This window comes from Umezawaea sp. Da 62-37, from assembly GCF_032460545.1.
Taxonomy (GTDB): Bacteria; Actinomycetota; Actinomycetes; order Mycobacteriales; family Pseudonocardiaceae; genus Umezawaea.
Map to the genome: position 1 here is coordinate 6,536,811 of NZ_CP135965.1, position 25,836 is coordinate 6,562,646.

Here is a 25,836-nt window from a genome sequence, read left to right on the forward strand (position 1 = left end):
GTGTTGTCCGATTTACGAGGACATGTTTCGTCGAGGAGGACAGATGGCGCTTCCGCCGCTCGTGGAGCCCGCAGCGGAGCTGACCAAGGAAGAAGTCGCGCGGTACAGCCGGCACCTGATCATCCCGGATGTCGGGGTGGACGGGCAGAAGCGCCTCAAGAACGCGAAGGTGCTGGTTGTCGGCGCGGGTGGCCTTGGCAGTCCCGCTCTGCTCTACCTGGCCGCGGCCGGTGTGGGCACGTTGGGCGTTGTCGACTTCGACACCGTCGACGAGTCCAACCTGCAGCGCCAGGTCATCCACGGTCAGTCCGACGTGGGCAAGCCGAAGGCCGAGTCCGCTCGCGACTCGATCGCCGAGATCAACCCGTTCGTGAAGGTCAACCTGCACCAGGTGCACCTGAACTCGGAGAACGCGCTCGACATCTTCCGCGACTACGACCTGATCCTGGACGGCACGGACAACTTCGCCACCAGGTACCTGGTCAACGACGCCGCGGTGCTGCTGGGCAAGCCCTACGTGTGGGGCTCGATCTTCCGGTTCGAGGGCCAGGTCAGCGTCTTCTGGGACGACGCCCCCGGCGGTCAGGGCCTGAACTACCGCGACCTCTACCCCGAGCCGCCGCCGCCCGGCATGGTGCCGTCGTGCGCCGAGGGCGGCGTGCTGGGCGTGCTGTGCGCGTCCATCGGGTCGATCATGGTGACCGAGGCGATCAAGCTGCTCACCGGCATCGGCGACCCGCTGCTCGGTCGGCTGATGGTGTACGACGCGCTCGACATGACCTACCGGACCATCAAGATCCGGAAGGACCCGGAGAGCCCGAAGATCACCGAGCTGATCGACTACGACGTGTTCTGCGGCGTCGTGTCCACCGACGCGCAGGAGGCGGCGGCGGGCAACACGATCACGCCGCTGGAGCTGCGGCACAAGCAGGAGGCCGGCGACGACTTCCTGCTGGTGGACGTGCGGGAGCCCCACGAGTACGAGATCGTGAAGATCCCCGGTTCCGTGCTGATCCCGAAGGACCGGATCCTGTCCGGCGAGGCCTTCGCGGAGTTGCCGCAGGACAAGCAGATCGTGCTGCACTGCAAGTCCGGCGCGCGGTCGGCGGAAGCGTTGGCGGCACTGCACAAGGCGGGCTTCTCCGACGCCGTGCACGTCGGCGGCGGAGTGCTGGCGTGGGCTCGTGAAGTGGACCCGAGCCTGCCGACCTACTAGTCGGTTTCCCGACGAGGGCCACCACGGCGATCACCCGTGGTGGCCTTCGCCGTACACGGCGTGGTTGGGCCATTCGGACCCACTGCCGTGCTCCACGCCGTTCGGCGTGTCGCGGCGGTTACCGTCCTGGTGTGGCACCGGGATTCGCGTCGATGAGGGCGTCGCTCCGGTCCAGGTACGAGCGGTTGCTGGACCGGCTGGCGAACTGGACGATCTACCCGCTCGAACGTTTCAACGACCGCCTGGACGTGCGGGCGAGGGCTCGCGAGGTCGACGGGCTGTCCCCGATCGCGGTCGTGACGTGGTGCGTCGTGATGGGTTTCGGGCTGGTCGCCCTCGCGGTGTTCTTCACCCACTAGGGGTACTCGGCGGTAGGTTTTCGTCCGACGGCATGGTCGGGGGCTCGGGGCGCGGGGCCCCGCCTCCACCACATGGGTGGTGCGGGCAGGTAGCGTGCCTGACCGTGACCCCCACTCTGGAGCCGCCTCCTTCGCACGTCCGTGCGGCTTTCGGCGCACGCGACGCCGAGCCGGAGTTGATCGACGGCGGACCCGTGTGGCGGTGCGGCGAGGCCGCGATCCGCCCCGCGGGCAACCCCGCCGAGGCGACCTGGGTGGCGAAGGCGCTGGACGGACTGGTGGTGCCGAACCTGCGCATCGGGCGGCCCCTCCGCTCCACCGACGGTCGGTACGTCGTCGGCGGATGGGCGGCGACGAAGTTCCTGTCCGGCCGCGCCGAACCCCGGCACGACGAGGTCGTGGCCGTCGCCGAACGCCTGCACCAGGCAACCGCCGAGCTGCCCAAGCCGCGGTTCCTGGCAGCGCGCACGGACCTGTTCGCCACCGCGGACCGCTGCGCCTGGGGCGAGGAGAAGGCCGACCTGGACGCCGACCTCGGCGGCCGGATGTTCGAGGTGCTGGCGGGCTCGCGCAAACCCGTGGCGGCCAAACCGCAGGTCGTCCACGGCGACCTGTTCGGCAACGTGCTGTTCTCCGGCACCCTGCCCCCCGCGATCATCGACTTCACCGCCTACTGGCGCCCCCCGCAGTGGGCCGCCGCCGTGGTCGTGGTCGACGCGCTCGCCTGGGGCGGCGCGGACAAGGGCATCGTGGAACGCTGGGCCCACCTGTCCGACTGGCCCCAGGTGCTGCTCCGCGCCACCCTCTTCCGGCTCGCGGTGCACGCCCTGCACCCCAGGTCGAGCCCCCAGTCGCTCGGCGGCCTCGACCGAGCCGTGCACGTGGTGACCGAGGTCCTCCTGAAGTGACCCGCCACCCGCGACCGCGGTGGAAGAGCACGCGGACCCACAACTCACCGCTGCTCCAACCGTGTGGAGCAGGCAAGTTCGTCTCCCCGAAACACACCGCCTTCCGCCGTTAACGGCCCCTTCCTAGCGTCGGCGGTGTGACCGACACCCACTGCCCGTACTGCGCCCTGCAATGCGCCATGACGCTCACGGACGGCCGGGTGTCACCGCGCGACTTCCCCACCAACCGCGGCGGCCTGTGCCAGAAGGGCTGGACATCGGCCGCCCTCCTCACCTCCCCCGCACGGCTCACCACCCCCCTCGTCCGCCGCTGCGGCGTCCTGGAACCAGCCTCCTGGGACGAAGCCCTCGACCTCGTGGCCGCGACGCTCCGCGAACTCCGCGGGAACCACGGCCCGGACGTGGTCGGCGTCTTCGGCGGCGGCGGCCTCACCAACGAGAAGGCCTACGCCCTCGGCAAGTTCGCCCGCGTGGCCCTCGCCACCTCCCAGATCGACTACAACGGCCGCTTCTGCATGTCCAGCGCCGCCGCGGGCGGAACACGGGCGTTCGGCCTGGACCGCGGGATGCCGTTCCCCGTGGAAGACCTGGACAACGCGAACGCGATCCTGCTGGTGGGCTCCAACCCCGCCGAGACGATGCCCCCGTTCGTCCAGCACCTGCGCGCCGCCGACCTGATCGTCATCGACCCCCGCCGCACCGCCACCGCCGAGCTGGCGACCCTGCACCTCCAACCGGCACCCGGCACGGATCTGGCGCTGGCACTGGGTTTGCTGCACGTGGTGGTCGCCGACGGGTACCTGGACAAGGACTTCCTGGCCGAGCGCACGACCGGTTTCGACGACGCCTGGCCGATCGCGGCGGGCTGGTGGCCGGAGCGGGTCGAGCGGGTCACCGGGGTGTCGGTGGCCGACCAGCGCGCGGCCGTGCGGCTGCTCGCGGAGGCCGACAACGCCTACGTCCTCACCGGGCGCGGCACCGAGCAGCACGCCAGCGGGTCGGACGCGGTGTCGGCGTGGATCAACCTGGCGCTCGCGCTCGGGCTGCCGGGCACCCGCGGATCCGGCTACGGCTGCCTGACCGGGCAGGGCAACGGCCAGGGCGGGCGGGAGCACGGCCAGAAGGCCGACCAGCTGCCCGGCTACCGCAGGATCGACGACCCGGCCGCGCGCAGGCACGTCGGCGGCGTCTGGGGGATCGACCCCGACGACCTGCCCGGCCCCGGCCGTTCCGCCTACGAGCTGCTCGACGCGCTCGGCACGCCCACCGGCCCCAAGGCGCTGCTGGTGTTCGGCAGCAACGTCGTGGTGTCCGCTCCGCGCTCCGACCACGTGGCGGAGCGGTTGGCGGACCTGGACCTGCTGGTGGTGGCCGACCTCGTGCTGTCGGAGACGGCGGCGCTCGCCGACGTGGTGTTCCCGGTGACCCAGTGGGCGGAGGAGGGCGGCACGATGACCAACCTCGAAGGCCGGATCCTCCTGCGGCGGCAGGCCGTCGCGCCACCGGCGGGGGTGCGCAGCGACCTGGAGGTGCTGCGCGGGCTGGCGATCCGGCTCGGGCAGCCCGCCGAGCGGTTCCCGGTCGAGCCGGAGGAGGTGTTCACCGAGCTGCGCCGCGCCTCCGAGGGCGGCGCGGCCGACTACTCCGGCGCCACCTACGACCGGCTGGCGAGCGGGGAAGCCCTGTACTGGCCGGTGATCCGCGACGGCAGCTCGCCCCGGATGTTCCTCGACCGGTTCGCCCATCCCGACGGGCTGGCCCGGTTCCACGCCGTCGACCACCGCGGTCCGGCGGAGCCGCCCGACGCCGAGTACCCGTTGCAGCTCACCACCGGGCGGGTGCTCCAGCACTACCAGTCCGGCGCGCAGACCCGGAACGTGCCCGAGCTGCTCGACGCGGTGCCGGAGGTCTACGTCGAGGTGCACCCGGACACCGCCGCGCGCGCCGGTCTGGTGGACGGCGCCCTCGGCGCGGTGGTCTCCCGGCGTGGCCGGATGGAGGCGCGGGTCCGGTGCGTGGCCTCGATGCGGATCGACCTGCTGTTCCTGCCGTTCCACTTCGGCGGCGCGGGGCGGGCGAACCTGCTGACCAACCCGGCGCTGGACCCGACCAGCCGAATGCCCGAGTTCAAGGTGTGCGCCGTCCGAGTGGAGCCCGTGTGAGACGCGTCGTGGTGGTCGGGTACGGCATGGCCGGGGCGAGGTTCGCCGACGAGGTGCTGCGGCGCGACCCGACCGCGGACCTGACCGTGCTGGGCGGGGAACCGCACCCGGCCTACAACCGGGTGCTGCTGTCGAGCGTGGTCGCCGGGTCGATGACCCCGGACTCGGTGCGGCTGCACGGAACCGGCTGGGCGGCCCGGCACGGTGTCGACCTGCGGCTGGGGGTGGCGGTCACCGGCATCGACCGCGCCCGCCGGGTCGTGCTGGCCGACGACGGCGACGAGGTGCCCTACGACGCGCTGGTGCTGGCGACCGGCGCGCGGCCGTGGATCCCGCCTACCGAGGGGCTCCAGGACCCGGACGGCTCGCTCGCGCCCGGCGTGGTGCCGTTCCGGACGCTGGAGGACTGCGGGCGGATCGTCGCCGCGGCCCGTCCCGGCACGCCGGTCGCGGTGCTGGGCGGTGGACTGCTCGGCCTGGAGGCCGCCCGCGGCCTGGCCGGACGAGGTTGCCTGGTGACCGTCGTGCACCCGGTGGGGCACCTGATGAACCGCCAGCTCGACGTGGGCGCGGGCCGGGTGCTGGCCCGCGCGTTCGGCGCGTTCGGCGTCGAGTTCCGGCTGGGCACGGTGGCCGCGAAGTACCTGCCGGGCGACGGGCTCGTGCTCGACGACGGCAGCCGCGTGCCCGCCGAGCTCGTGGTGGTGTCGGCGGGCGTCCAGGCCGCCACCGGGATCGCGGCCGAGGCGGGCATCGCCGTCGACCGCGGCGTCCTCGTCGACGACGCCCTGCGCACCAGTGACCCCCGCGTGCACGCCATCGGCGACTGCGCCCAGCACGCGGGCACGGTCTCCGGACTCGTGCAGCCCGCGTGGGAGCAGGCCGCCGTGCTCGCCGACCGGCTGACCGGTGCCGCGCCCGCCGCCCGCTACCGCGGCACGGCCGTGGTGACCAGGCTGAAGGCCCGCGACGTCGACCTCGCCGCGCTGGGCGACGTGCACGTGGACCTGGACAGCCCGGACCACGAGGTCCTGTGCTTCCAGGACCCGGCGCGCGGCCGGTACGCGAAACTGGTGCTGCGCGACGACCTCGTCGTCGGCGCGATCCTGATCGGCGCACCGGACGCCGCCGCCGCGATCACCCAGCTGTTCGACCGCGGCCTGGCCGCGCCGACGGACCGCCTGGCACTGCTGCTGGGACGCGCGCTCACCCCCGAGGTCGCCAGCAGCCCGGCCGACCTCCCCGCCAGCGCCGTGATCTGCAAGTGCAACACCGTCAGCAAGGGCCAACTCGTCACCGCCTACCGCGCCGGCGCCACCACCGTCTCCGCCCTCGTGGAGACCACCAGGGCCACCACCGGCTGCGGCGGCTGCAAAGACCCCGTCTGCGGCCTCCTCGACTGGCTCAACAACACCGCCTAAGGGCTTGCAGATCATTAACTCGTTGGCGTGGTGCCGTCCGGGATGGTGATACCTGCGGTGTGGGCAAGATCGTAAAGGTCGTCCAAGCTGGTAAGGCGCTGTTCGGCGGGCTGGATGCTCAGGCCCGCCTGTTCAAGCAGTATCCGGATATCGCGGATGCGTTTGTTGATGGTTTCGGGACGCACACCGAACAAGGCTGCGACGGCGACCTGGGGCAGCCCCGATCGGTAGTGCAGGACGGTGGCAAGAAGTCGGTCGACCAGGGTCAGGATCGGGCGTCGACCGGTGTCCGGGCCGCCTTTGTGGCGGGGGCGGTGGCCACGTCGTGTGACGAGCTGGGCTTCGCGTTGATCCTCGTGCGGGGCGGTGAGCGCGGCGATAACGTTATGCCAGTCGTGGGTGGGCAGGCCGGTGATGGCGGGGTGGCACAGCCAGGCCAGATCGGGGCTGGGTTGGTCGAATGGGTCCGGGACGGTGACGGGAATCCGTGGGTATGCCTCGGGCCGCAGCGTGTAGTTCCAGTCGCCGTGCCAGTCGTGCCGGTCTAGTGGCAACGCGTCCATCTGCCCGTCGCTGACACGGACTCCGGTGTCGTAGGTGTCGGTGTCCAACTCGGCGTGGACGGTCAGCCCGGTGCGGGTGGTGGTCGCCGCGATGGTGTTGACGATGACCTCGTGGCTGCTCAGGGTCGGCCGCGCCAGTTCATGGTGATGTGGGAGAACAGTCGGTGCTCGATCGTGTTCCACTTGGACGTCCCGGGAGGGAAGTGGCACACGGTGATCGTCAGGCCGGTTTCCACTGTCAGGGCGGCCAGTTCGGCTTTCCATGCGCGGGTGCGGTAGCCGTTGGAGCCGCCCGCGTCGGCGGTGATCAGCAGGCGTCCGGCATGCGGGTAGGTGCTGCGGCCGGTGCTCTTCCACCAGCGACGAATCGATTCGACGGCGAACGCGGCGGTGTCGTGGTCGGTGCCGACGTTGACCCAGCCGGTGTTGGTGGCCAGGTCGTAGATCCCGTAGGGCACGGCCTTGCCCAGGGTCTTGTTGGGGAAGTCGTGGGTGTCGACCTCGACCGGATCACCGCCCGGGCGCCACTCGCGGCCGGCGTTGGCGTACTGCCCGACCAGTTCCTTCTTCTTGGTGTCCACGCTGACCACCGGTTCGCCGGTGGCCTGATGGTCCTTGACCTGTTCGTTGAGGTAGCGGAACTGCGCGTCCCGATCGGGATTCTGCTTGCCCTCCAGGGTTTTGACGTTGCTTTGTAGGCTGAAACCCTCCTCTCGCAGCAGGTCCGCGACGGTGTCGGCAGAGATCCGGTGGCCACGGGCTGTGAGTTCGGCGGCGAGCTTACGAGTCGATTTCGTCGTCCACCGCAGTGGCGACATCGGGTCGCCCCGCACGTCGGGTTCGACCAATGCCAGCAGCGCCGGTCGCAGTCCCGCGTCGAGGTCGGCGGCGCGTTTACGGCCCCCGCCGGGCCGACGCACCCGCCCGAGCGGGGCCTCACCGGACTCCAGCTCCGTGACCCCCAGGGACACCGTGGCTTCACGGACACCCGCGGCGCGGGCGACGAGCCTGATCCCGCCGTGTCCCAACGTTCTGGCTTCCGCGGCGAGTAGTAGTCGCCGCTGACGCTCGTCCAGGTGCGGCATCAGCACCTCGAACTTCGCCACCAGCGCCGCTCCCGCGTCCTCGATCAGGCTCATACCACAAGCATGACAGCCCAAGATCGGAATCTACGGTTTATTTCTCTGCGGGTCCTAACCCCAACGGGGTGCCTGAGCGTTCGACACAGGGTGTCTGAGCGTTCGACTCGCGCGTGATTCGCGAGTCGAACGTTCAGGCACGGCGTGTCGAACGTTCGGACACCTTGAGTTGAGCGTTCGGGCATCTCACAGGTGGGGATCCCACGTGTGCGGGGGAGTTGCCGTTGGCGACATCTGGTCGAACACGGGGGTAACGGGGTGTTCCTAGGGTTTTGCCAACGCACGTTCCAGGAGGTCAGGGCATGAGCGCAGTCGTGGAGAACCAGGTCGCGGAGTCCGCGTCCGCGCCACGTGGTGGCCGGTGGATCGACCGGTGGGAGCCGGAGGACCCGGCGTTCTGGGAGGGCGGGGGCAGGCGGATCGCCCGCAAGAACCTGGGGTTCTCGATCCTCGCGGAGAACCTGGGCTTCAGCGTGTGGGTGCTGATGAGCATCGTGGTGGTCAGCCTCGGCTCGGTGGGCTACCCGTTCGGCGTCGGCCAGACGTTCTGGCTGCTGATCGTGCCCAACCTGGTCGGCGCCGTCCTGCGCGTCCCGTACACGTTCGCCGTGCCGCGCTTCGGCGGCCGGGCGTGGACGACGTTCAGCGCCGGGATGCTGCTGATCCCCTGCGCCATGCTCGCGTTCGCGGTGCTCAACGACGGGACGCCGTACTGGTTCTTCCTGCTCACCGCCGCCGCGACGGGGCTGGGCGGCGGGAACTTCTCCTCGTCCATGGCCAACATCTCGTTCTTCTACCCGGAGGGCAGGAAGGGCCTGGCGCTCGGGCTCAACGCGGCGGGCGGCAACCTCGGCGTCGCGGTGACGCAGCTGGTCGTGCCGGTCGTGATCACCATCGGCACCGGGATCGACCTGGTCTACTCGGCGCTGATCTGGATGCCGTTCATCGTGCTCGCCACGGCCTGCGCGTGGTTCTTCATGGACAGCCTCACCCAGGCCAAGCCGGACGGCGTCTCCTACCAGCGCGCGCTGGCGAACAAGCACACCTGGGTCATGTCGTTCCTCTACATCGGGACGTTCGGCTCGTTCATCGGGTTCTCGTTCGCCTTCCCGTCACTGATCAAGATCAGTTTCGTGGACTTCAAGGGTTTCGTGGCGCTCGCGTTCCTCGGCGCGCTGATCGGCTCGATCGCCCGCCCGCTCGGCGGGTGGCTGTCGGACCGGTTCGGCGGCGCCCGGATCACGCTGTGGACGTTCCTCGGCCTGGCACTGGGCTCGGTCGGCGTGATGGTCAGCGTGGACACCCGGAACTTCCCGCTGTTCTTCTGCTCCTTCATGGCCCTGTTCGTGCTGGCGGGCGTGGGCAACGGCTCGACCTACCGGATGATCCCGGCGATCTTCGCCACCCAGCACGAGGACGTCGGGTCGGCCAAGCGGCAGGCCGCCGCGGTCGTCGGCATCGCCGGTGCGATCGGCGCGCTCGGCGGCGTGCTGGTGAACCTGGTCTTCAAGTTCTCCCTGGAGGGCAGCGGCACGCTGACCCCGGCGCTGGTCGCGATCCTGGTGTTCTACGGCCTGTGCGTGGTGACCACCTGGTGGTTCTACCTGCGCAGCCGGGTGTTCGCGCGGGTGCCGAGCCTGGCGCACGCGGGGGTGTGACGCACACGCCCTGACGTGCGGTGTGAGTTCGCGTTAACGCCCGCGCAACACACGGGCACCTGGCACGACACGGTTCCCGGTGAGCATGGGCCGGGCGGAGGGAGGACTGGTTCAGATGACGCGAACGCTCGTCGTGGTCGGCCACGGGATGGTCGGACACCGCCTGGTCCAGGCGCTGCGCGACCGGGACACCACCGGCCGGTGGCGGATCGTCGTGTTCGCGGAGGAGAACCGCCCCGCCTACGACCGGGTCGCCCTGTCGTCCTACGTGGACAGCTGGGCGCCCGGTGACCTCGCGCTCGCCCCGCACGGCCCCGAGGTGGACCTCCGCCTCGGCGACCCCGTGCGCGACGTCGACCGGGTGCGCAAGACGGTGACCACCGCGTCGGGCGTCGAGCAGCACTACGACGCGCTGGTGCTGGCGACGGGCTCGTTCCCGTTCGTGCCACCGGTTCCCGGCCGCGACCTGCCCAGCTGCCACGTCTACCGCACCATCGAGGACCTGGACGGCATCCGCGCCACCGTGGCGGCGGCGAAGGGCATGGGCAGGCGCGCGGGCATGGTGCTCGGCGGCGGGCTGCTCGGCCTGGAGGCCGCGAACGCGTTGCGCGGCATGGGTTTGTCACCGCACGTCGTGGAACTGGGACCGCGGCTGATGCCGCTCCAGGTGGACGAGGGCGGTGCCGCGCTGCTCAAGCGGCTGGTCGAGAAGCTCGACCTCACCGTGCACACCGGCACCTCCGCGTCGTCGATCGAGCGCGACGGCGAGCGGCTGTTCGCCAAGCTGTCCAACGGGCTCGAACTCGACCTGGACGTGGTCGTGTTCTCCGCCGGCATCCGGCCGCGCGACGACCTGGCCCGCCGGTTCGGCCTCGAGGTCGGGGCGCGCGGCGGCATCGTCGTCGACGACGCCTGCCGCACCTCGGACGCCGACGTCTACGCGATCGGCGAGTGCGCCTGCCTGGACGGGATGGTCTACGGGCTGGTCGGGCCCGGCTACTCGATGGCCGAGGTCGTCGCCGACCGCCTCCTCGGCGGCGGCGCGGTGTTCCCCGGCGCCGACCTGTCGACCAAGCTCAAGCTGCTCGGCGTCGACGTGGCCAGCTTCGGCGACGCGCACGCGGCCACCGAGGGCGCGCTGGAGGTCGTCGTCAACGACGCCGTCGCGGGCACGTACGCGAAGGTCGTGGTGTCGGACGACGCGAAGACGCTGCTGGGCGGCGTGCTGGTCGGCGACGCGGCGGCGTACCCGCTGCTGCGCCCGCTGGTCGGCCGCGACATCCCCGGCGACCCGGTGCTGCTGATCGCGCCGTCCGGCGGCGTCGAGCTGACGCTGCCCGCCGACGCGCAGGTCTGCTCCTGCCACGCGGTCACCAAGCAGGACATCACCGAGAAGATCCACGCGGGCGAGTGCGCGGACGTGCCCGGCGTCAAGGCGTGCACCAAGGCCGGGACCGGCTGCGGGTCGTGCGTGCCGATGCTGAAGAAGCTCCTCGCGGAGTGCGGCGTCGAGCAGTCCCGCGCGCTGTGCGAGCACTTCGACCACTCGCGCGCCGACCTGTTCGAGATCGTCCGGTCCACCGGCGTCACCACGTTCAGCTCGCTCATCGCCAAGCACGGTCGCGGTCGCGGCTGCGACATCTGCAAGCCCGCCGTGGCGTCGATCCTGGCGTCGCTGGACAGCGGCCACGTGCTCGACGGCGAGCAGGCGACGTTGCAGGACACCAACGACCGGTTCCTGGCGAACATCCAGCGCAACGGCACGTACTCGGTCGTCCCGCGCATCCCCGGCGGTGAGATCACCCCGGAGAAGCTGATCGTCATCGGCGAGGTGGCCAGGGACTACGGCCTGTACACCAAGATCACCGGCGGGCAGCGGATCGACCTGTTCGGCGCGACCGTCGACCAGCTCCCGCGCATCTGGAAACGGCTGGTGGACGCCGGTTTCGAGTCCGGGCACGCCTACGGAAAGGCGCTGCGGACCATCAAGTCCTGCGTCGGCACCACGTGGTGCCGCTTCGGCGTGCAGGACTCGGTGGGCCTGGCCATCGAGCTGGAACTGCGCTACCGCGGCCTGCGCGCCCCGCACAAGATCAAGTCCGCCGTGTCCGGCTGCGCCCGCGAGTGCGCCGAGGCCAGGAGCAAGGACTTCGGCATCATCGCGACCGAGAACGGCTGGAACCTCCACGTCGGCGGCAACGGCGGCTTCACGCCCCGGCACGCCGAGCTGCTGGTGTCCGATGTGGACACCGCGACGCTGGTGCGGATCGTCGACCGGTTCCTGATGTTCTACGTCCGCACCGCGGACCGCCTCCAGCGCACGGCGTCCTGGATCGAGGCCATGGACGGCGGCCTGGAGCGACTGCGCTCGGTCGTCGTCGACGACAGCCTCGGCATCTGCGACGACCTGGAGGCCGCCATGGCCGTGCACGTCGAGAGCTACGCCGACGAGTGGCGCGGCGTGCTCGACGACCCCGAGAAGCTGTCCCGCTTCAGCTCGTTCGTCAACGCACCGGGCACTCCCGACCCGACGATCTCCTTCCGGGAGGAGCGCGGGCAGCGGGTCCCGGTGCCGCTGGGCCTACCGGAGGTGGCTGCCAGATGACCGCAGTGGTCGAACTGACGTGGACATCGGTCTGCGCGCTGTCCGCGCTCCAGCCCGAGGCCGGGGTCGCCGTGCTCCTGCCCGACGCCTCGCAGGTGGCGCTGTTCCGCACGTTCGACGGGGCGCTGCACGCCGTCGACAACATCGACCCGTTCAGCGGGGCCGCGGTGCTCTCGCGCGGGATCGTGGGCGACCGGGGCGGTGTGCCGGTGGTGGCGTCGCCGATCTACAAGCAGGCGTTCGACCTCGCCACGGGCGCCTGCCTGGACGACCCGGCCGTGTCCATCGCGGTCCACCAGGTCCGGGTGCTCGACGACATCGTGCAGGTGAGGTGTCCGTGATCTCCCTGGACGTCGCCCCGCTGGCCGGGTACACGGTCGGTGTCACGGCCGCCCGCCGTGCCGACGAGCTGTCCGCGCTGCTGGAGCGCAAGGGCGCCACGGTGTTGCAGGCCCCGGCGATCCGGATCGTGCCGCTGTCGGACGACGCCGAACTGCTGGCCGCGACCCGGCGGCTGGTGACCGAGCCGGTCGACGTCGTGGTCGCGACCACCGGCATCGGGTTCCGCGGCTGGATCGAGGCCGCCGAGGGCTGGGGCCTCGGCGCGCGGCTGCTGGACTGCCTCGGGCGCACGAAGGTGCTGTCCCGCGGCCCCAAGGCGAAGGGCGCGGTGCGCGCCGCGGGGCTGACCGAGGCGTGGTCGCCGGACTCGGAGAGCAACGCCGAACTGCTGGAGTACCTGCTGCGGTCCGGTGTGGACGGTCAGCGGATCGCCGTGCAGCTGCACGGGGAACCGCTGCCGCACTTCGTCCGCACCCTGCGCGAGGCGGGCGCGGAGGTCGTCGAGGTCCCGGTCTACCGCTGGACCGGGCCCGCCGATCCCGCGCCGCTGCACCGGTTGCTGGACGCCGTGCTGGCCCGGCAGGTGGACGCGCTGATGTTCACCAGCGCGCCTGCGGCGGCGAGCGTGCTGCGGGTGGCGCGTGACACCGACCGGTTCGCCGCGCTGCTCGCGGTGCTGCGGCGGGACGTGCTGGTGATCGGGGTCGGGTCGATCACCGCGGGTCCGCTGGTGGAGGTCGGCATCCCGGTCGTGCAGCCCGCGCGGTCCCGGATCGGGGCCATGGCGCGGGAGTTGACGCTGGTGCTGCCCGAACGCGCGGTGCGGCTGCGGATCGCGGCTCGGGAGATCGAGGTGCGCGGGCAGGCGGTCGTGGTCGACGGGGAGCTGCGGCCGGTCGCGCCCGCGCCGATGGCCGTGCTGCGGGCGCTGGTGGACGCGCGTGGCCGGGTGGTGTCGCGCAAGGAGCTGCTCGCGGTGCTGCCCGGTGGCGGGGAGGAGCACGCGGTGGAGACGGCGATCGGACGGCTGCGCACCGCGCTGGGGGAGCCCAGGATGGTGTGCACCGTGGTGAAGCGCGGGTACCGGATGGCGATGGAACCCTCGGGGGTGGCGGTGTGACGCTCGTGCTGGTCGCTCATGGGACGCGGGATCCGCGCGGGGCCGTGGTGGTGGAGGAGATCGCCGAGCTGGTGCGGGCCCGGCTGGGTGGTGTGGCCGTCGAGGTCGCGTACGCGGACGTGCGGCAGCCGGACGTGACGTCGGTGGTGCGCGGGATCGGCGGACCGGTCGTGGTGGTGCCCGCGTTCCTCGCGTCCGGGTACCACGTGCGGGTGGACGTGCCCGAGCAGATCGCGGCAGGCGGGCACGGGGACGTGGTGGTGACCGAACCGATCGGGTCCGCGCTCGTCCCGGTGCTGCGCGAACGTTTGCGCGAGGCGGGGTGGCGGGCCGGGGACGCGGTGGTGCTCGCCGCGGCCGGGTCGTCGGACGCGCGGGCGTTGGCGGACGTGGCCGAGGTGGGGCGGGTGCTGGGGGCCTCAGTCGGGTACGTGGCCACCGCCTCGCCGTCGGTGGCGGAGGTCGTGGCGGGGTTGAAGGCCTGTGGCCGGCGAGTGGCGGTGGCGTCGTGGTTGCTGGCGCCGGGGCTGTTCCACCGGAGGCTGGCCGACGTCGGGGCCGACGTGGTCGCCGAACCCCTCGGGGCGCACCCGCGGGTGGTCGACGCGGTGCTGCTGCGCTACTACGAGGCCCGGTGCTTCCTCCAGGTCGCGTGACCGCGCGGAATACGTTGACTGATCAACCCGTTGTGCCGGGTACACCCACGGCAGATGAGGAGCTGACATGTCCGACGTGTTCGAGCTCGTTCGTCGCGGCCGCGAATGCCGCGCGGCGGGCGACCCGAGCCAGGCCGCGAAGTTGTTCGCCGAAGCCGCTGAGGTCGTTCCCGCCGACCGCTCGGTGCTGACCGAGTTGGCGTTGGCGCACTTCCACTCCGCGTCGCTCGGCAACGCCGAGAAGGTGCTGCGGTCGCTGGTCGACCTCGACCCCTCCGACGCCTACGCCCGGTTGCTGCTGGGGCGCACGCTCAGCAGGCAGAGCAGGCACGGCGAGGCGCTGCCGGAGCTGCGGCTGGCCGCCGCGCTGACGCGGGACCCCGATGTGGCCGCCGAGGTCGCGCGGGTCGAGTCGCGGGTCTGACGGGCGGATCCGGACGCCCCCTCGTTCCGACGAGGGGGCGTCCGGCTTTCTAGAACAGGCTCGGCGGCTCGTCCTCCTCCTTCGCCGTGACGGCGTCCTCCCAGCGGTAGGTGCGCAGGTTGACCTTGCCGTCGTCGGCGAGCACGCCCTCCTCGGCGAGCTTCTGCAACTGCTCGTCGGCGATGTGGGGCGCGCAGGTGCCGTTGGCGCGCAGGACGCGGTGCCAGGGCAGGTCGTGGCCGTCCATGTTCAGCACCTGGCCGACCAGCCTCGGTGACGGGGCGCGGGAGAGGTCGGCCACGTCGCCGTAGGTGGCGACCCGGCCCGCGGGGATCTTCCTGACGGTGTCGCGGATCATCTCGTGCAGCTGCTCGTCCACGACGGCAAGTCTGGCACCTGGAACTCCGGTGACCGGGCGGGGTCGGGGTCACTGCCCGGCCGCCGGAGGGTGCGCTCAAAATGGCCTAGACCACTGCGACTGTCAAGGCATTGGGCGATTTCCGGTCGTCGCAGGTCGGGGGCTCGGGGGTGCTCACGGCGAGTGAGTCCGGCACCACGCTGGGCCACCCGGCGGGTACTCCCTCGTCTTGTCGGTGCAACGTGGTTCCATCACACCCGTGGTTTCCAACTCCTCGCCCCTGCTGGTGCGCCGGTCGCCGGAGAACCGGCCCCGTCCGCAGTGGGACGAGAGGGCCCGGCGGGTGTTCGAGCACGGTCGCGGGTTCCTGCGCGTGCTGGGCGGACCGGGCACGGGCAAGACCACCCTGCTGGCCGAGGTGGCGGCGGACCGCGTGCTGAACGGCGGCGCCGATCCGGAGAGCGTGCTGGTGCTGACCGCGAACCGGCAGGCCGCCGTGGCGATGCGGGCGCGGATCACCCGGCTGCTGACGGACGACGACGAGCCGGGCGACGCGGTGCTGCGGACGGTGCGGGAGCCGCTGGTGCGGACGGTGCACTCCTACGCGTTCGCGGTGCTGCGGGCGCAGGCCGTGGTGAACGGGGACCCGCCGCCGCGGCTGCTGTCCGGCCCGGAGCAGGACGCGCTGGTGCGCGAGCTGCTGGCCGGTGACGTGGAGGACGGGGCGTGGAACTGGCCGGAGCGGCTCCGGCCCGCGATCGGCCTGCCCGGTTTCACCGCGGAGCTGCGCGACCTGCTGCTGCGCGCGACCGAACGCGGCCTCGGACCGGAGGACCTGCTCGAACTCGGCCGCCAGCAGGGCCGGGAGGAATGGGTCGCCGCCGGGCTGTTCGGCAGGCAGTACGAGGAGGTGCTGCTGCTCATGGGCGGCGACTCCTCGCCGTCGATGGCCCCGGCGCTGGACGCCGCCGAGCTGGTCGACAGCGCCCTGCTGGCGTTCGACGCCGACCCGGAACTGCTGGAGACCGAACGGCGGCGGGTGCGGCACGTGTTCGTCGACGACGCCCAGCACCTCGACCCGCAGCAGTACGCGCTGCTGCGGCGGATCGGCTCGACGGCCGACGAGTTCCTCCTCGTGGGCGACCCCGACCAGGCGATCTTCTCCTTCCGCGGCGCCGATCCCGCGCTGCTGGCCGAGGCCGACCCGCAGGAGCGGGCCACGGTCGTGCTCAGCCAGGGCTACCGGATGACGCCGGAGGTGCGGGCCGCGGTGCACGGGCTCGCCGCCCGGCTGCCCGGCCGCTCGCCCGCCCGCGAGGTGCACGGCGCGGGCGGCGAGGGCACCGTGCAGGTGCGGCTGCTCGCCTCGGCCGCCCAGGAGGCGAGCTGGGTCGCCGACCAGCTGCGCCGCGCGCACCTGATCGACGAGGTGCCGTGGTCGGAGATGGCGGTGATCGCCCGGTCGGCGACCAGGTCGCTGCCGGTGCTGCAACGGGCGCTGCTGGCCGCCGGTGTGCCGGTGGCGGTGCCCGGCGACGAGCTGCCGCTGGCCCAGCAGCCCGCAATCCGCCCGCTGCTGGCCGTGCTGCGCTGCGCCGCGGTGCCGGGCAGCCTCGACGAGGACACCGCGGCGATGCTGCTGTCGTCCGCGCTCGGCGGCGCGGACCCGTTGGCGCTGCGCCGGTTGCGCCGCGGCCTGCGCAGGCTGGAGATGGCCGCGGGCGGCGACCGGGCCAGCGGGCCGCTGCTGGTCGAGGTGATCGAGTCGAACGACCGGCTGGCCGCGCTGGAGGACGCCGAGGCGATGCCCGCGCGCCGGATCGCGAACCTGATCAGCGGCGCCCGCAAGGACATCGCGGCCTCGCGCAGCGTCGAGGTCGTGCTGTGGAACCTGTGGCAGAACTGCCACCTGGAGACCCGCTGGGTGAACCAGTCGTCACGTCGGGGCACGGCGGGGATGCAGGCCGACCGCGACCTGGACGCCGTCGTCGGCCTGTTCGAGGCGGCCGCGAAGTACGTCGACCGGCTGCCCGGCTCCACCGTGGAGGGGTTCGCGGACTACCTTGCGGCGCAACGGATCGCGGGCGACTCGCTGGCCGCCTCCGCACCGGTCGGCGAGGCCGTCGCGGTGCTGACGGCGCACTCCGCCGCCGGTCGCGAGTGGACGGTCGTGGCGATCCCCGGCGTGCAGGAGGGCAGCTGGCCGGACCTGAGGTTGCGCGGGTCGCTGCTCGGCGTGGAGCGGATGGTCGACCTGATCGGCGGGATGGACCCGGCGGACAAGGTGTCCGCGGTCGCGCCGCTGCTGGCCGAGGAGCGCAGGCTGCTGCTGGTCGCCGCGAGCCGGGCGCGCACGACGCTGATGGTGAGCGCGGTGCGCGGCGAGGACGAGCAGCCGTCGCGGTTCCTGGACGAGCTGGACGACCTGACCACCGACGCCGTGGAACGGCCGACGTTCACCCCCGAGCGCGGTCTCGTGCTGGCCGAGCTGGTCGGCGAGCTGCGCCGCGTGCTGTGCGACGACGACACCGAGCCCGACCGGCGCCAGCGCGCCGCCGTGCAGCTGGCGCGGCTGGCGGAGTCCGGGGTGCCCGGCGCGCACCCGGACTCCTGGTACGGGCTGCCGGACGTGTCGACCGGCGATCCGCTGTGGACGGAGGAGCACACGGTCAGCGTGTCCCCGTCGACCCTCGAGGTGCTAGCCAAGTGCCCGGTGCGCTGGGTCGTCGAACGCCACGGCGGCCAGGACCCGGCCGAGCTGGCGTCGATCACCGGCACCCTCGTGCACGCGCTGGCGCAGGCCGCGGCCAGCGGCGCGGACGAGAAGGAGCTGCGGGTCAGGCTCGACGAGGCGTGGACCGCCGTCGACGCGGGCGCGCCCTGGTTCTCCCGGCGCGAGCGCATCCGGGTGGAGAAGATGCTCGACACGTTCCTGGACTGGCTGGCGGGCAGCCGCACGCAGCTCACCCAGGTCGCCGTCGAGGAGGAGATGCTCGTCGACGTCCCCAAGCTGCCCGGAGGCCCGTCGCTGAAGGTCCGCGGCCGGGTGGACCGGCTGGAGGTCGACGCCGAGGGCCGCCCCGTCGTGGTCGACCTCAAGACCGGCAAGCAGCCGGTGTCGCGGGGCGACGCCGAGGCCCACCCCCAGCTCGCCGTCTACCAGCTCGCCACCGCGCTCGGCGGCTTCACCCACCTCGGCCTCGCCACCGAACCGGGCGGCGCCCGGCTGCTGTACGTGGCCAAGGAGGACAAGAAGACCGGCGCCGTCGAACGGGCCCAGGCCCCGCTCGACGAGCAGGGCGTCCGGGTGTGGCTGGAAGCCGTGCAGGAAGCCGCGGGCTCCAGCGTCGGCCCGGACTACACGGCCAGGGAGAACTCCGACTGCGACCGCTGCCCGGCGCGCACGGCGTGCCCGGTGCACTCGTCCGGCAGACAGGTGGGACAGTGACGTCCGTGGACGTCGACCGCGGGGTTCCGGCATGAGCTTCGCCAGCCCGTTCGAGGTCGCCACCGCGCTGGGGCTGCCCAAGCCCACGGCCGAGCAGGCGGCGGTCGTGGCGGCGCCGATCGAACCCGCGCTGGTCGTGGCGGGCGCCGGGGCGGGCAAGACCGAGACGATGGCCGCCCGCGTGGTGTGGCTGGTCGCGAACGGGATCGTCACCCCGGACCAGGTGCTGGGCCTGACGTTCACCCGCAAGGCCGCCCGGCAGCTCGCCGAGCGCATCCGGCTGCGGCTGCGCAGGCTCGCCGGATCGGAGTTGCTCGACGAGCTGGACCCCAGCGGCGAGCGGCGGGCGTCGGTGATGACGGCCGAGCCGGTCGTGCTGACCTACCACGCGTACGCGGGCAGGCTGGTGACCGAGCACGGGCTGCGGCTGCCGGTCGAACCCGGTGTGCGGCTGCTGACCGGGACGTCGTCGTGGCAGCTCGCGCACCGCGTCGTGTCGACGTGGGCCGAGGACCTGGACACCGACAAGATCCCCGCCACCATCACCGGGTACCTGCTGGCGCTCGCCGGTGAGCTGGGGGAGCACCTGGTGGAGCCGAAGGCGCTGCGGGAGCACGCGGACCGGCTGATCGGGGTCATCGAGAACGCGCCGAAGACCGCGCGGCAGGGCGACGGGCTGCCCCAGAAGCTGCGGGACATCATCGCGGCGCAACGGCTGCGGGTGAACCTGCTGCCCCTGCTGGACGCCTACCAGCAGCGCAAGCGGCGTGAGGCGGCGATGGACTTCGCCGACCAGATGAGCCTCGCCGCCCGACTGGCCAACGAGCACCCGGAGGTCGCGCAGGGCGAGCGCGAGCGGTACGGGGCGGTGCTGCTCGACGAGTACCAGGACACCGGGCACGCGCAGCGCGTGCTGCTGCGGTCGCTGTTCGGCCGGGGCGAGCCGATGCCGGTCACCTCCGTCGGCGACCCGGCGCAGGCCATCTACGGCTGGCGCGGCGCCAGCGCGGCGAACCTGCCCCGGTTCACCACGGACTTCCCGGCCCCGGAGGGGAAACCCGCCACCCGGTACGGGCTGCTGACCAGCTTCCGCAACCCGCCCGAGGTGCTCACGCTGGCCAACGCCGTGTCCGGGCCGCTGCGCGCCGCGGGCCTGGAGGTCGACGAGCTGCGCGCGCGCGACGGCGCCGGGCCCGGCGACGTGCGGCTCGCGCTGCTGCCGGATGTGCGCCAGGAACTCGACTGGCTCGCGGACTCCGTCGCCCGGCAGTGGCAGGAGCACCTGGACGAGGAGGACACCCCGCCCACGGCCGCGGTGCTCGTGCGCCGCCGCGCGGACATGGGCGCCATCGCGGCGGCGCTGCGCGAACGCGGACTGCCGGTCGAGGTCGTCGGACTCGGCGGCCTGCTGGACGAACCCGAGGTGCGCGACCTGACGTCCGCGCTGCGCGTGCTGGTGAACCCGCTGGCGGGCACGGCCGCCGCCCGGCTGCTGACCGGATCCCGTTGGCGCGTGGCGGCTTTCGACCTCGCCGCCCTGTGGCAGCGCGCCCGCGAGCTGGCCGGTGCGCCGAGCCGCCAGTCCGTTGTGGACGATCCGCTGTCGGTGCTGGCGGACGCGCTGCCCGGTGAGCACGCCGAACAGGCCGGGCTGGCCGACGCGCTGGACGATCCGGGCGACCCGGCGGCGTACTCGGCAGAGGGCTACCGGCGGATCCGCAGGCTGGGCGGGGAACTGGCCGCGCTGCGGCGCAGGCTCGACCAGCCGCTGTCCGAACTGGTCGCCGACGTCGAGCGCACGCTGCTGCTCGACATCGAGTCGATGGCCCGCCCCGGCGGGGTCGGCCGCGCGCACCTGGACGCGTTCGCCGACGTCGTCTCGGACTTCGCAGCCGCGAGCCCGTCCGCGACCCTGCCGTCGCTGCTGGACTACCTCTACACCGCCGAGCACGCCGAGGACGGCCTGGAACCCGGTGAGGTCGAGGTCGCCGAGAACCGGGTGCAGATCCTGACCATGCACTCCGCCAAGGGCCTGGAGTGGCACATCGTCGCCGTGCCGCACATCGTGAAGGACGTGTTCCCCGGCCGCCGCAAGACGTCCTGCTGGCTCAAGGCCGTCACCGAGCTGCCCGCCGACCTGCGCGGTGACGCCGCCGACCTGCCGGAGCTGCGGATCCCCGGCGGGAGCGACCGCAAGCAGGTCGAGGCGGCGCTCGACCTGCACGCCGAGGAGTTCGAGGAGCGGCGGCTGGTCGAGGAGCGGCGGCTGCTCTACGTCGCCCTGACCCGCTCCGAGCACAGCCTGCTGGTGTCCGGGCACTGGTGGGGCGAGACGGGCGGGAAGGTGAAGGGCCCGTCGCCGTTCCTGGTGGAGATCCACGAGCTGTTCAAGACCTCGGAGAACCCGCCCGGCGAGATCGTCGCGTGGGCGGGGCCGCCGACCGAGGAGGAGGCCAACCCGCTGGCGGGCGAGGTGAAGACGGCGGAGTGGCCCGCCGACCCGCTGGGGAAGCGGCGCACCGCGGTCGCCGACGGCGCCGCGATGGTGCTGGCCGCGCTGGACCTGCGGACCAGGGCCCCGGCCCGGCCCTCGGAGGCGCCCGACGTGCTGCCGGAGGAGCTGGAGGGGCTCGTGGAGCCGCCCGAGGACGAACCGGACTACGAGCCGCCGGAGGACGAGCCCGACCCGTTCGACGACCTGGAAGGGCTGGTGGAGCCCCCGGAGGACGAGGAACCCGCTCCGGAGCCCGTCGTGGAGGCGGTTCCGGAACCGGTGGCCGAGCTGCCGGCCGAGCCGGTGGCCGGGGCACTAGTCGACGACGAAGCGCCCCCGGAGGACGAGGACGACCTCGACCCGGAGGGCTGGTCGCGCGACGTGGACGTGCTGCTGGCCGAACGCGCCGCGGCGGCCAACCGGCGCGAGCAGGTCACCATGCCCGAGCACCTGTCGGTCAGCCAGCTCGTCGAGCTGGCCGCCGACCCGGACCAGCTCGCCCGCAGGCTGCGCCGCCCGCTGCCGTTCCCGCCGAACCCGATGGCCCGCCGCGGCACCGCGTTCCACACGTGGCTGGAGAAGCGGTTCGGCGCGAGCAGGCTGCTGGACATCGACGAGCTCCCCGGCGCCGCCGACGACGGCGCGGCCCCGGACACCGAGCTGGAACGGCTCCAGCGGGCGTTCCTGGCCAGCGAGTGGGCCGACCGGATGCCCTACGACGTCGAGGTGCCGTTCGAGGCCGAGGTCGACGGGATGTCCGTGCGCGGCCGGATGGACGCGGTGTTCGCGGACCCGGACGGCGGCTGGACGGTCGTGGACTGGAAGACCGGCTCGGTGCCGGACGCGGACAAGATGCCCGCGCTGTCCGTGCAGCTGGCGGCCTACCGACTCGCCTGGGCGGCGCTCATCGGCGCGGAGGTGGAGAGCGTGCGGGCGGCGTTCCACTACGTGCAGCACGACCACACGCTGAGGCCGACGGACCTGCTGGACGCGGCGGGCCTGCGAACCCTCGTCCGCTCGGTGCCGGACCGCTCCGGGCAGGACCGAGCGGCTAGGAGGTGACGCGCGAACTCGCCGGGACGTCCTTGAGCACCCGGTCGTAGAGCACCTCGAGCAGCCACCGGCCGAACAGCGACGGCCCGAACTCGGTCGACCGGTCCTCCGGCGGCACCAGCAGCTCGGCGGTGCCCGCCTCCTGGACCGCCACGACACCGATGCCGTAGTAGTCCAGCTCGATCAGCGGCCACGACTCGCGACCCTGCGGTCCGGGCAGGACCACCGCGCACGGCGCCAGCGTCATGAGCGTGCCGCAGGACTGGAGCGCGCGGTCCGCGGTGGACTCGCCGACCAGGACGCCGACCAGTTCCACGGCGGACACCGGGAGCTGGTCGTGGACGGTCGGCTCGAACCAGGACCGGAACCACGACGGGTCGGCCTGGGGCGGCCAGCCGTTGGCGGTGCGCCACGCGTGCACGTCATCGCGGACCCGGACGATGGCGGACACCTGGTGCCCGAGCACGGCCACGTCGGGGACGACGATGCCGCGCCAACCAAGTGCCGACGCGGCTTGGTGGAGGAGCGGTTGCACTCGGGCATCCTATGGGTCGTTGCGGGGGCAAGGACAGTGGTCAACAGCGGTGGGTGCCTTCCCCGCCGCTCAGCGTGATCAGATCACATCGGCGGCGGATCCGGCGGTGCCGAGTGGCAGCGGTCTCATACCGCCGAACGGCGTACCCGCAGCGCCCAGATGATCAAGGGGACCTGACCGGGCAGCCGTCCCCACGCGATCGCCTTCGCGCGCGGGCCCTTGTCCCGGTAGTCGAGGGCCATCTTCACGTTGGCCGGGAAGACCGCCGCGAACAGCCCCGCGGCCAGCAGCCCGCCGAGCCTGCGCGTCCTCGGCGCGGCCACCGCGGCGGCCACCGCGATCTCCGCGACACCGGACACGTAGGTCCAGGTCCGGGGCTTGCCGGGCAGCACACGGGGCACGATCGCGTCGTAGGGCCGCGGCTTGGCGAAGTGCGTCGCGCCGGCCGCGCCGAGCAGTCCGGCCAGTGCGAGCGCCGAGCGCGACCGGGAACGGGTGGAAGCCATGGCGCAACACTGTCACGACCCTCGTTCGGCCGCACGTACGGGGTTATTGTCTCCCGTCGTGACCGCTGATCCCGCGAATCCCGAACATCCCGAGCGCGCGGCGGTCGCCGCCCTCGCCGATGACTTCCTGACCCGCCTCCGGGAATGGATCGCCATTCCGTCGATCGGCGCCGACCCGGCCCATCACGCCGACGTGGGCAGGTCGGCGCAGTGGCTCGCCGACGCCCTGCGCCACGACGGCTGGCCGCACGTCGAGGTGTGGGACGAGGGGCCCGCGCTGCCCGCCGTGCACGCCTGCTGGCCCGCCGAGGACCCGGCCGCGCCGACCGTGCTGGTCTACGCCCACCACGACGTGCAGCCGGTCGACCCGCTGGAGGAGTGGGAGCACCCGCCGTTCGAGGGCGTGGTCGTGGGCGAGGAGCTGTTCGGGCGCGGGGCCAGCGACGACAAGGGGCAGGTCGCGATGCACCTGCTGGCCGTCCAGGCGCACCTGCGGGCGACCGGCGCGACGGCACCGGCGGTCACGCTCAAGCTGTTCGTCGAGGGCGAGGAGGAGTCCGGGTCGCCGCACCTGGGCGAACTGCTCGACCGGCACGCGGACGACCTGGCCTGCGACCTCGTCGTGTTCACCGACACCCCGATGTACTCGCGCGACGCGCCGACCGTGAACACCGGGCAGCGCGGCGTCCTGGGCGCCGAGGTGTTCTTCACCGGCGGCACCTCCGACGTGCACTCCGGTCGCGCGGGCGGCGGGGTGCCCAACCCGGCCACGGCCATCGCGCGCCTGGTCGCGGCGCTGCACGACGCCGACGGCCGGGTGCTGCTGCCCGGTTTCTACGCCGACGTGGTCGAGCCGACCGAGTTGGAGCGGGCCGACTACGCCGCGCTCCCGTTCGACGAGGCCCGGTGGCTCGCGGCCAACGCGGGCGGCGCGCAGGCGGCGACGGGGGAGGCGGGCTGGTCCACGCTGGAACGGGTGTGGGTGCGGCCGACCGCCGAGGTCAACGGCATCCGCGGCGGGTACACCGGGCCGGGCCTGAAGACCATCGTGCCCGCGTCCGCATCGGTGAAGCTGTCGTTCCGGCTCGTCCCCGACCAAGAGCCCGCCAAGGTCATGGCCGCGCTGCGCGAGTTCGTCGCGGCGAACACCCCCGAGGGGGTCGGGGCCGAGGTCGTGGTGCGCGGCGACGGCGTGCCCGCGTACGCGGCCGACGTCACCCACCCCGCCACGCTGGCCGTGCACGAGGCCATGAGCGCCTCGTTCGACGAGCCCGTCCGGTACAGCCGCACGGGCGGCTCCGGACCCGCCGGGGTCCTGCACGAACGGCTCGGCGTGCCCGTCGTCTACTTCGGAGCGACCTTGCCGGATGATCGGATCCACGCGCCGAACGAACGCGTGGTCCTGCCCGTGCTGCTGCGGGGCGCCGAAGCCGCCGCCCGCCTGTGGCGTCTACTCCCCGAGAGGCTGTCATGATTCGGCGGCTCAACCCGGCCGACCGGCTGACCGACAGGCCCGACCACTCCCTGGTCGGCGTCATCCGGATGCCCGACCGGCCGGAAAGCCCTGCCCGCGCCATCATCAAGCGCGTCGTCGGCGCCACCGCGGCGCTCTTCGTGGCCGTGCTCATCGTGTACGTCGACCGCGACGGCTACCGCGACGTCAACGGCGACGGCCTGTCCTTCCTGGACGCCGTCTACTACGCCACGGTCTCCCTCTCCACCACCGGCTACGGCGACATCGCCCCCGCCAGCTCTTCGGCCCGCCTGGTCAACGTCCTGGTCATCACCCCGCTGCGGGTGCTGTTCCTCATCGTCCTGGTCGGCACGACCCTCGAGGTCCTCACCGAGCGCTCTCGGCAGGCCTTTCGCATTCAGAAGTGGAGGACCAAGGTGCGCAACCACGTGGTCGTGGTCGGGTACGGGACCAAAGGCCGTTCCGCGGTCAGCGCACTGCTCGGCGACGACGTGCCGCCCAGCCACATCGTGGTGGTCGACACCAACCAGGAGTCGCTCGACTCCGCGTCGTCCATCGGCCTGGTCACCGTGCACGGCTCCGGCACCCGCAACGACGTGCTGCGCGTCGCGGGCGTGCCCAACGCGCGCGCCGTGGTCGTGGCCGCGAACCGCGACGACACGGCCGTGCTGGTGACCCTGACCGCGCGCGAACTGGCGCCGAAGGCCCAGATCGTGGCCTCGGTGCGGGAACGCGAGAACGAGCACCTGCTGCGGCAGTCCGGCGCCGACTCCGTCGTGGTGTCCAGCGAGACGGCCGGTCGGCTGCTCGGCATGGCCACCTCGACGCCCTCGGTGGTGGACATGGTCGAGGACCTGCTCACACCGGACGCCGGTCTCGCGATCGCGGAACGGGACGTCGAGCCGTCGGAGATCGGGGGGTCGCCGCGGCACCTGCCGGACATCGTCCTCGGGGTGGTGCGGGGCGGGCGGCTGTTCCGGGTCGACGCCGCGGAGGCGGACGCGATCGAGTCGGGGGACCGGCTGCTGTACATCAAGAAGGTGACGCCGCCGGACGAGTCGTGATCGTGGGTGGTGCTGCGTGAGCAGGATCGGATGAGTCGTGGTCGGGTGCGGTGCTGCGTGGTCAGGGCCGGATGAGTCGTGATCGTGGGCGGCGCCGCGTGACCATGATCCGACGAGTCGTGACCGAGCGCGCCGCGTGACGATGACCGGATGAGTCGTGACCTGGTGCGGTGCCGCGTGACCGTGATCGGAGTTGTCCACACCCACCCCGCCCATCCACAGGCAAGATCCACATCACCCCCTCCGACCCCCACCCCCGGTAAACTGGCCGAAGGGCCAGCCCCCCTGGGAGTGGCGGGGGATGTCCGGGGTGCGGCGGTTCGAACCGGTG

General features: G+C 72.5%; 18 protein-coding genes and 1 pseudogene. 15 read left to right on the forward strand and 4 right to left on the reverse strand.

Going from position 1 to position 25,836, the window contains the following annotated elements:
* The first annotated feature begins 43 nt into the window (after positions 1 to 43).
* From moeZ to RM788_RS30290, 5 genes are all read left to right on the forward strand, one after another.
* A complete protein-coding gene (gene moeZ / locus RM788_RS30270; protein ID WP_315921375.1) occupies positions 44 to 1,216 on the forward strand; it encodes an adenylyltransferase/sulfurtransferase MoeZ in 1,173 nt (390 codons plus the stop codon).
* A 131-nt stretch (positions 1,217 to 1,347) separates the two neighbouring features.
* Positions 1,348 to 1,575: a hypothetical protein gene (locus tag RM788_RS30275; RefSeq protein WP_315921377.1), complete on the forward strand. Its 228-nt coding sequence runs from the start codon at positions 1,348 to 1,350 to the stop codon at positions 1,573 to 1,575.
* Between the two features lie 104 nt (positions 1,576 to 1,679).
* Positions 1,680 to 2,483 (forward strand): TIGR02569 family protein, encoded by an 804-nt coding sequence (locus RM788_RS30280; RefSeq protein ID WP_315921379.1) that lies wholly within the window; start codon positions 1,680 to 1,682, stop codon positions 2,481 to 2,483.
* Positions 2,484 to 2,620: 137 nt separating this feature from the next.
* Positions 2,621 to 4,645, forward strand: a complete 2,025-nt coding sequence (locus RM788_RS30285; RefSeq protein ID WP_315921381.1) for a molybdopterin oxidoreductase family protein — start codon at positions 2,621 to 2,623, stop codon at positions 4,643 to 4,645.
* Positions 4,642 to 6,066, forward strand: a complete 1,425-nt coding sequence (locus RM788_RS30290; RefSeq protein ID WP_315921383.1) for an FAD-dependent oxidoreductase — start codon at positions 4,642 to 4,644, stop codon at positions 6,064 to 6,066. The genes RM788_RS30285 and RM788_RS30290 overlap by 4 nt, the downstream gene beginning before the upstream one ends.
* 14 nt (positions 6,067 to 6,080) lie before the next feature.
* Here the strand turns inward: RM788_RS30290 and RM788_RS30295 are convergent.
* Positions 6,081 to 7,768 (reverse strand): annotated as a pseudogene (locus tag RM788_RS30295) (ISAzo13 family transposase).
* Between the two features lie 302 nt (positions 7,769 to 8,070).
* On the opposite strand from RM788_RS30295, the gene RM788_RS30300 reads away from it, so the two are divergent.
* The 6 genes from RM788_RS30300 (at position 8,071) to RM788_RS30325 (ending at position 14,573) form a co-directional block, all read left to right on the forward strand.
* Complete coding sequence (locus tag RM788_RS30300) at positions 8,071 to 9,426, forward strand: MFS transporter (RefSeq protein WP_315921385.1); 1,356 nt, start codon at positions 8,071 to 8,073, stop codon at positions 9,424 to 9,426.
* Positions 9,427 to 9,541: 115 nt separating this feature from the next.
* Entirely contained in the window at positions 9,542 to 12,031 is a 2,490-nt protein-coding gene (gene nirB, locus RM788_RS30305; RefSeq protein ID WP_315921387.1) for a nitrite reductase large subunit NirB, read from the forward strand.
* The gene (gene nirD, locus RM788_RS30310) at positions 12,028 to 12,372 is read left to right on the forward strand and encodes a nitrite reductase small subunit NirD (protein ID WP_315921389.1); all 345 of its coding nucleotides are present in this window, start codon (positions 12,028 to 12,030) and stop codon (positions 12,370 to 12,372) included. Before nirB ends, nirD begins: the two co-directional genes overlap by 4 nt.
* Positions 12,369 to 13,493 carry a uroporphyrinogen-III synthase gene (locus RM788_RS30315; protein ID WP_315921392.1) on the forward strand — a complete coding sequence of 375 codons (1,125 nt, stop codon included), beginning with the start codon at positions 12,369 to 12,371 and terminating at the stop codon, positions 13,491 to 13,493. Before nirD ends, RM788_RS30315 begins: the two co-directional genes overlap by 4 nt.
* Positions 13,490 to 14,149 (forward strand): sirohydrochlorin chelatase, encoded by a 660-nt coding sequence (locus RM788_RS30320; protein ID WP_315921393.1) that lies wholly within the window; start codon positions 13,490 to 13,492, stop codon positions 14,147 to 14,149. Before RM788_RS30315 ends, RM788_RS30320 begins: the two co-directional genes overlap by 4 nt.
* A gap of 67 nt (positions 14,150 to 14,216) precedes the next feature.
* The gene (locus RM788_RS30325; RefSeq protein WP_315921395.1) at positions 14,217 to 14,573 is read left to right on the forward strand and encodes a tetratricopeptide repeat protein; all 357 of its coding nucleotides are present in this window, start codon (positions 14,217 to 14,219) and stop codon (positions 14,571 to 14,573) included.
* A gap of 49 nt (positions 14,574 to 14,622) precedes the next feature.
* Here RM788_RS30325 and RM788_RS30330 read toward each other — a convergent pair whose 3' ends face one another.
* A complete protein-coding gene (locus tag RM788_RS30330; protein WP_315921397.1) occupies positions 14,623 to 14,952 on the reverse strand; it encodes an MGMT family protein in 330 nt (109 codons plus the stop codon).
* Positions 14,953 to 15,190: 238 nt separating this feature from the next.
* Here RM788_RS30330 and RM788_RS30335 point away from each other — a divergent pair, with 238 nt between their 5' ends.
* A complete protein-coding gene (locus RM788_RS30335; RefSeq protein WP_315921399.1) occupies positions 15,191 to 18,379 on the forward strand; it encodes an ATP-dependent helicase in 3,189 nt (1,062 codons plus the stop codon).
* 31 nt (positions 18,380 to 18,410) lie between these two features.
* Positions 18,411 to 21,935: an ATP-dependent helicase gene (locus tag RM788_RS30340; protein WP_315921401.1), complete on the forward strand. Its 3,525-nt coding sequence runs from the start codon at positions 18,411 to 18,413 to the stop codon at positions 21,933 to 21,935.
* Here RM788_RS30340 and RM788_RS30345 read toward each other — a convergent pair.
* Entirely contained in the window at positions 21,925 to 22,461 is a 537-nt protein-coding gene (locus RM788_RS30345) for a hypothetical protein (RefSeq protein WP_315921403.1), read from the reverse strand. The two genes, RM788_RS30340 and RM788_RS30345, sit on opposite strands and share 11 nt — an antisense overlap.
* 125 nt (positions 22,462 to 22,586) lie before the next feature.
* A complete protein-coding gene (locus RM788_RS30350; protein ID WP_315921405.1) occupies positions 22,587 to 22,967 on the reverse strand; it encodes a DoxX family protein in 381 nt (126 codons plus the stop codon).
* A 58-nt stretch (positions 22,968 to 23,025) separates the two neighbouring features.
* On the opposite strand from RM788_RS30350, the gene RM788_RS30355 reads away from it, so the two are divergent.
* Both RM788_RS30355 and RM788_RS30360 read left to right on the forward strand, forming a co-directional pair.
* Positions 23,026 to 24,441, forward strand: a complete 1,416-nt coding sequence (locus RM788_RS30355) for a M20/M25/M40 family metallo-hydrolase (protein WP_315921407.1) — start codon at positions 23,026 to 23,028, stop codon at positions 24,439 to 24,441.
* Positions 24,438 to 25,505: a potassium channel family protein gene (locus RM788_RS30360; RefSeq protein ID WP_315921409.1), complete on the forward strand. Its 1,068-nt coding sequence runs from the start codon at positions 24,438 to 24,440 to the stop codon at positions 25,503 to 25,505. Before RM788_RS30355 ends, RM788_RS30360 begins: the two co-directional genes overlap by 4 nt.
* The last annotated feature ends 331 nt before the right edge of the window (positions 25,506 to 25,836 follow it).

Bases quoted from the DNA above. Each gene is read 5' to 3' on its own strand.
- moeZ (WP_315921375.1), top strand. From the start codon at position 44: ATGGCGCTTCCGCCGCTCGTGGAGCCCGCAGCGGAGCTGACCAAGGAA.
- RM788_RS30300 (WP_315921385.1), top strand. From the start codon at position 8,071: ATGAGCGCAGTCGTGGAGAACCAGGTCGCGGAGTCCGCGTCCGCGCCA.
- nirB (WP_315921387.1), top strand. From the start codon at position 9,542: ATGACGCGAACGCTCGTCGTGGTCGGCCACGGGATGGTCGGACACCGC.
- nirD (WP_315921389.1), top strand. From the start codon at position 12,028: ATGACCGCAGTGGTCGAACTGACGTGGACATCGGTCTGCGCGCTGTCC.
- RM788_RS30325 (WP_315921395.1), top strand. From the start codon at position 14,217: ATGTCCGACGTGTTCGAGCTCGTTCGTCGCGGCCGCGAATGCCGCGCG.
- RM788_RS30340 (WP_315921401.1), top strand. From the start codon at position 18,411: ATGAGCTTCGCCAGCCCGTTCGAGGTCGCCACCGCGCTGGGGCTGCCC.
- RM788_RS30350 (WP_315921405.1), bottom strand. From the start codon at position 22,967: ATGGCTTCCACCCGTTCCCGGTCGCGCTCGGCGCTCGCACTGGCCGGA.
- RM788_RS30360 (WP_315921409.1), top strand. From the start codon at position 24,438: ATGATTCGGCGGCTCAACCCGGCCGACCGGCTGACCGACAGGCCCGAC.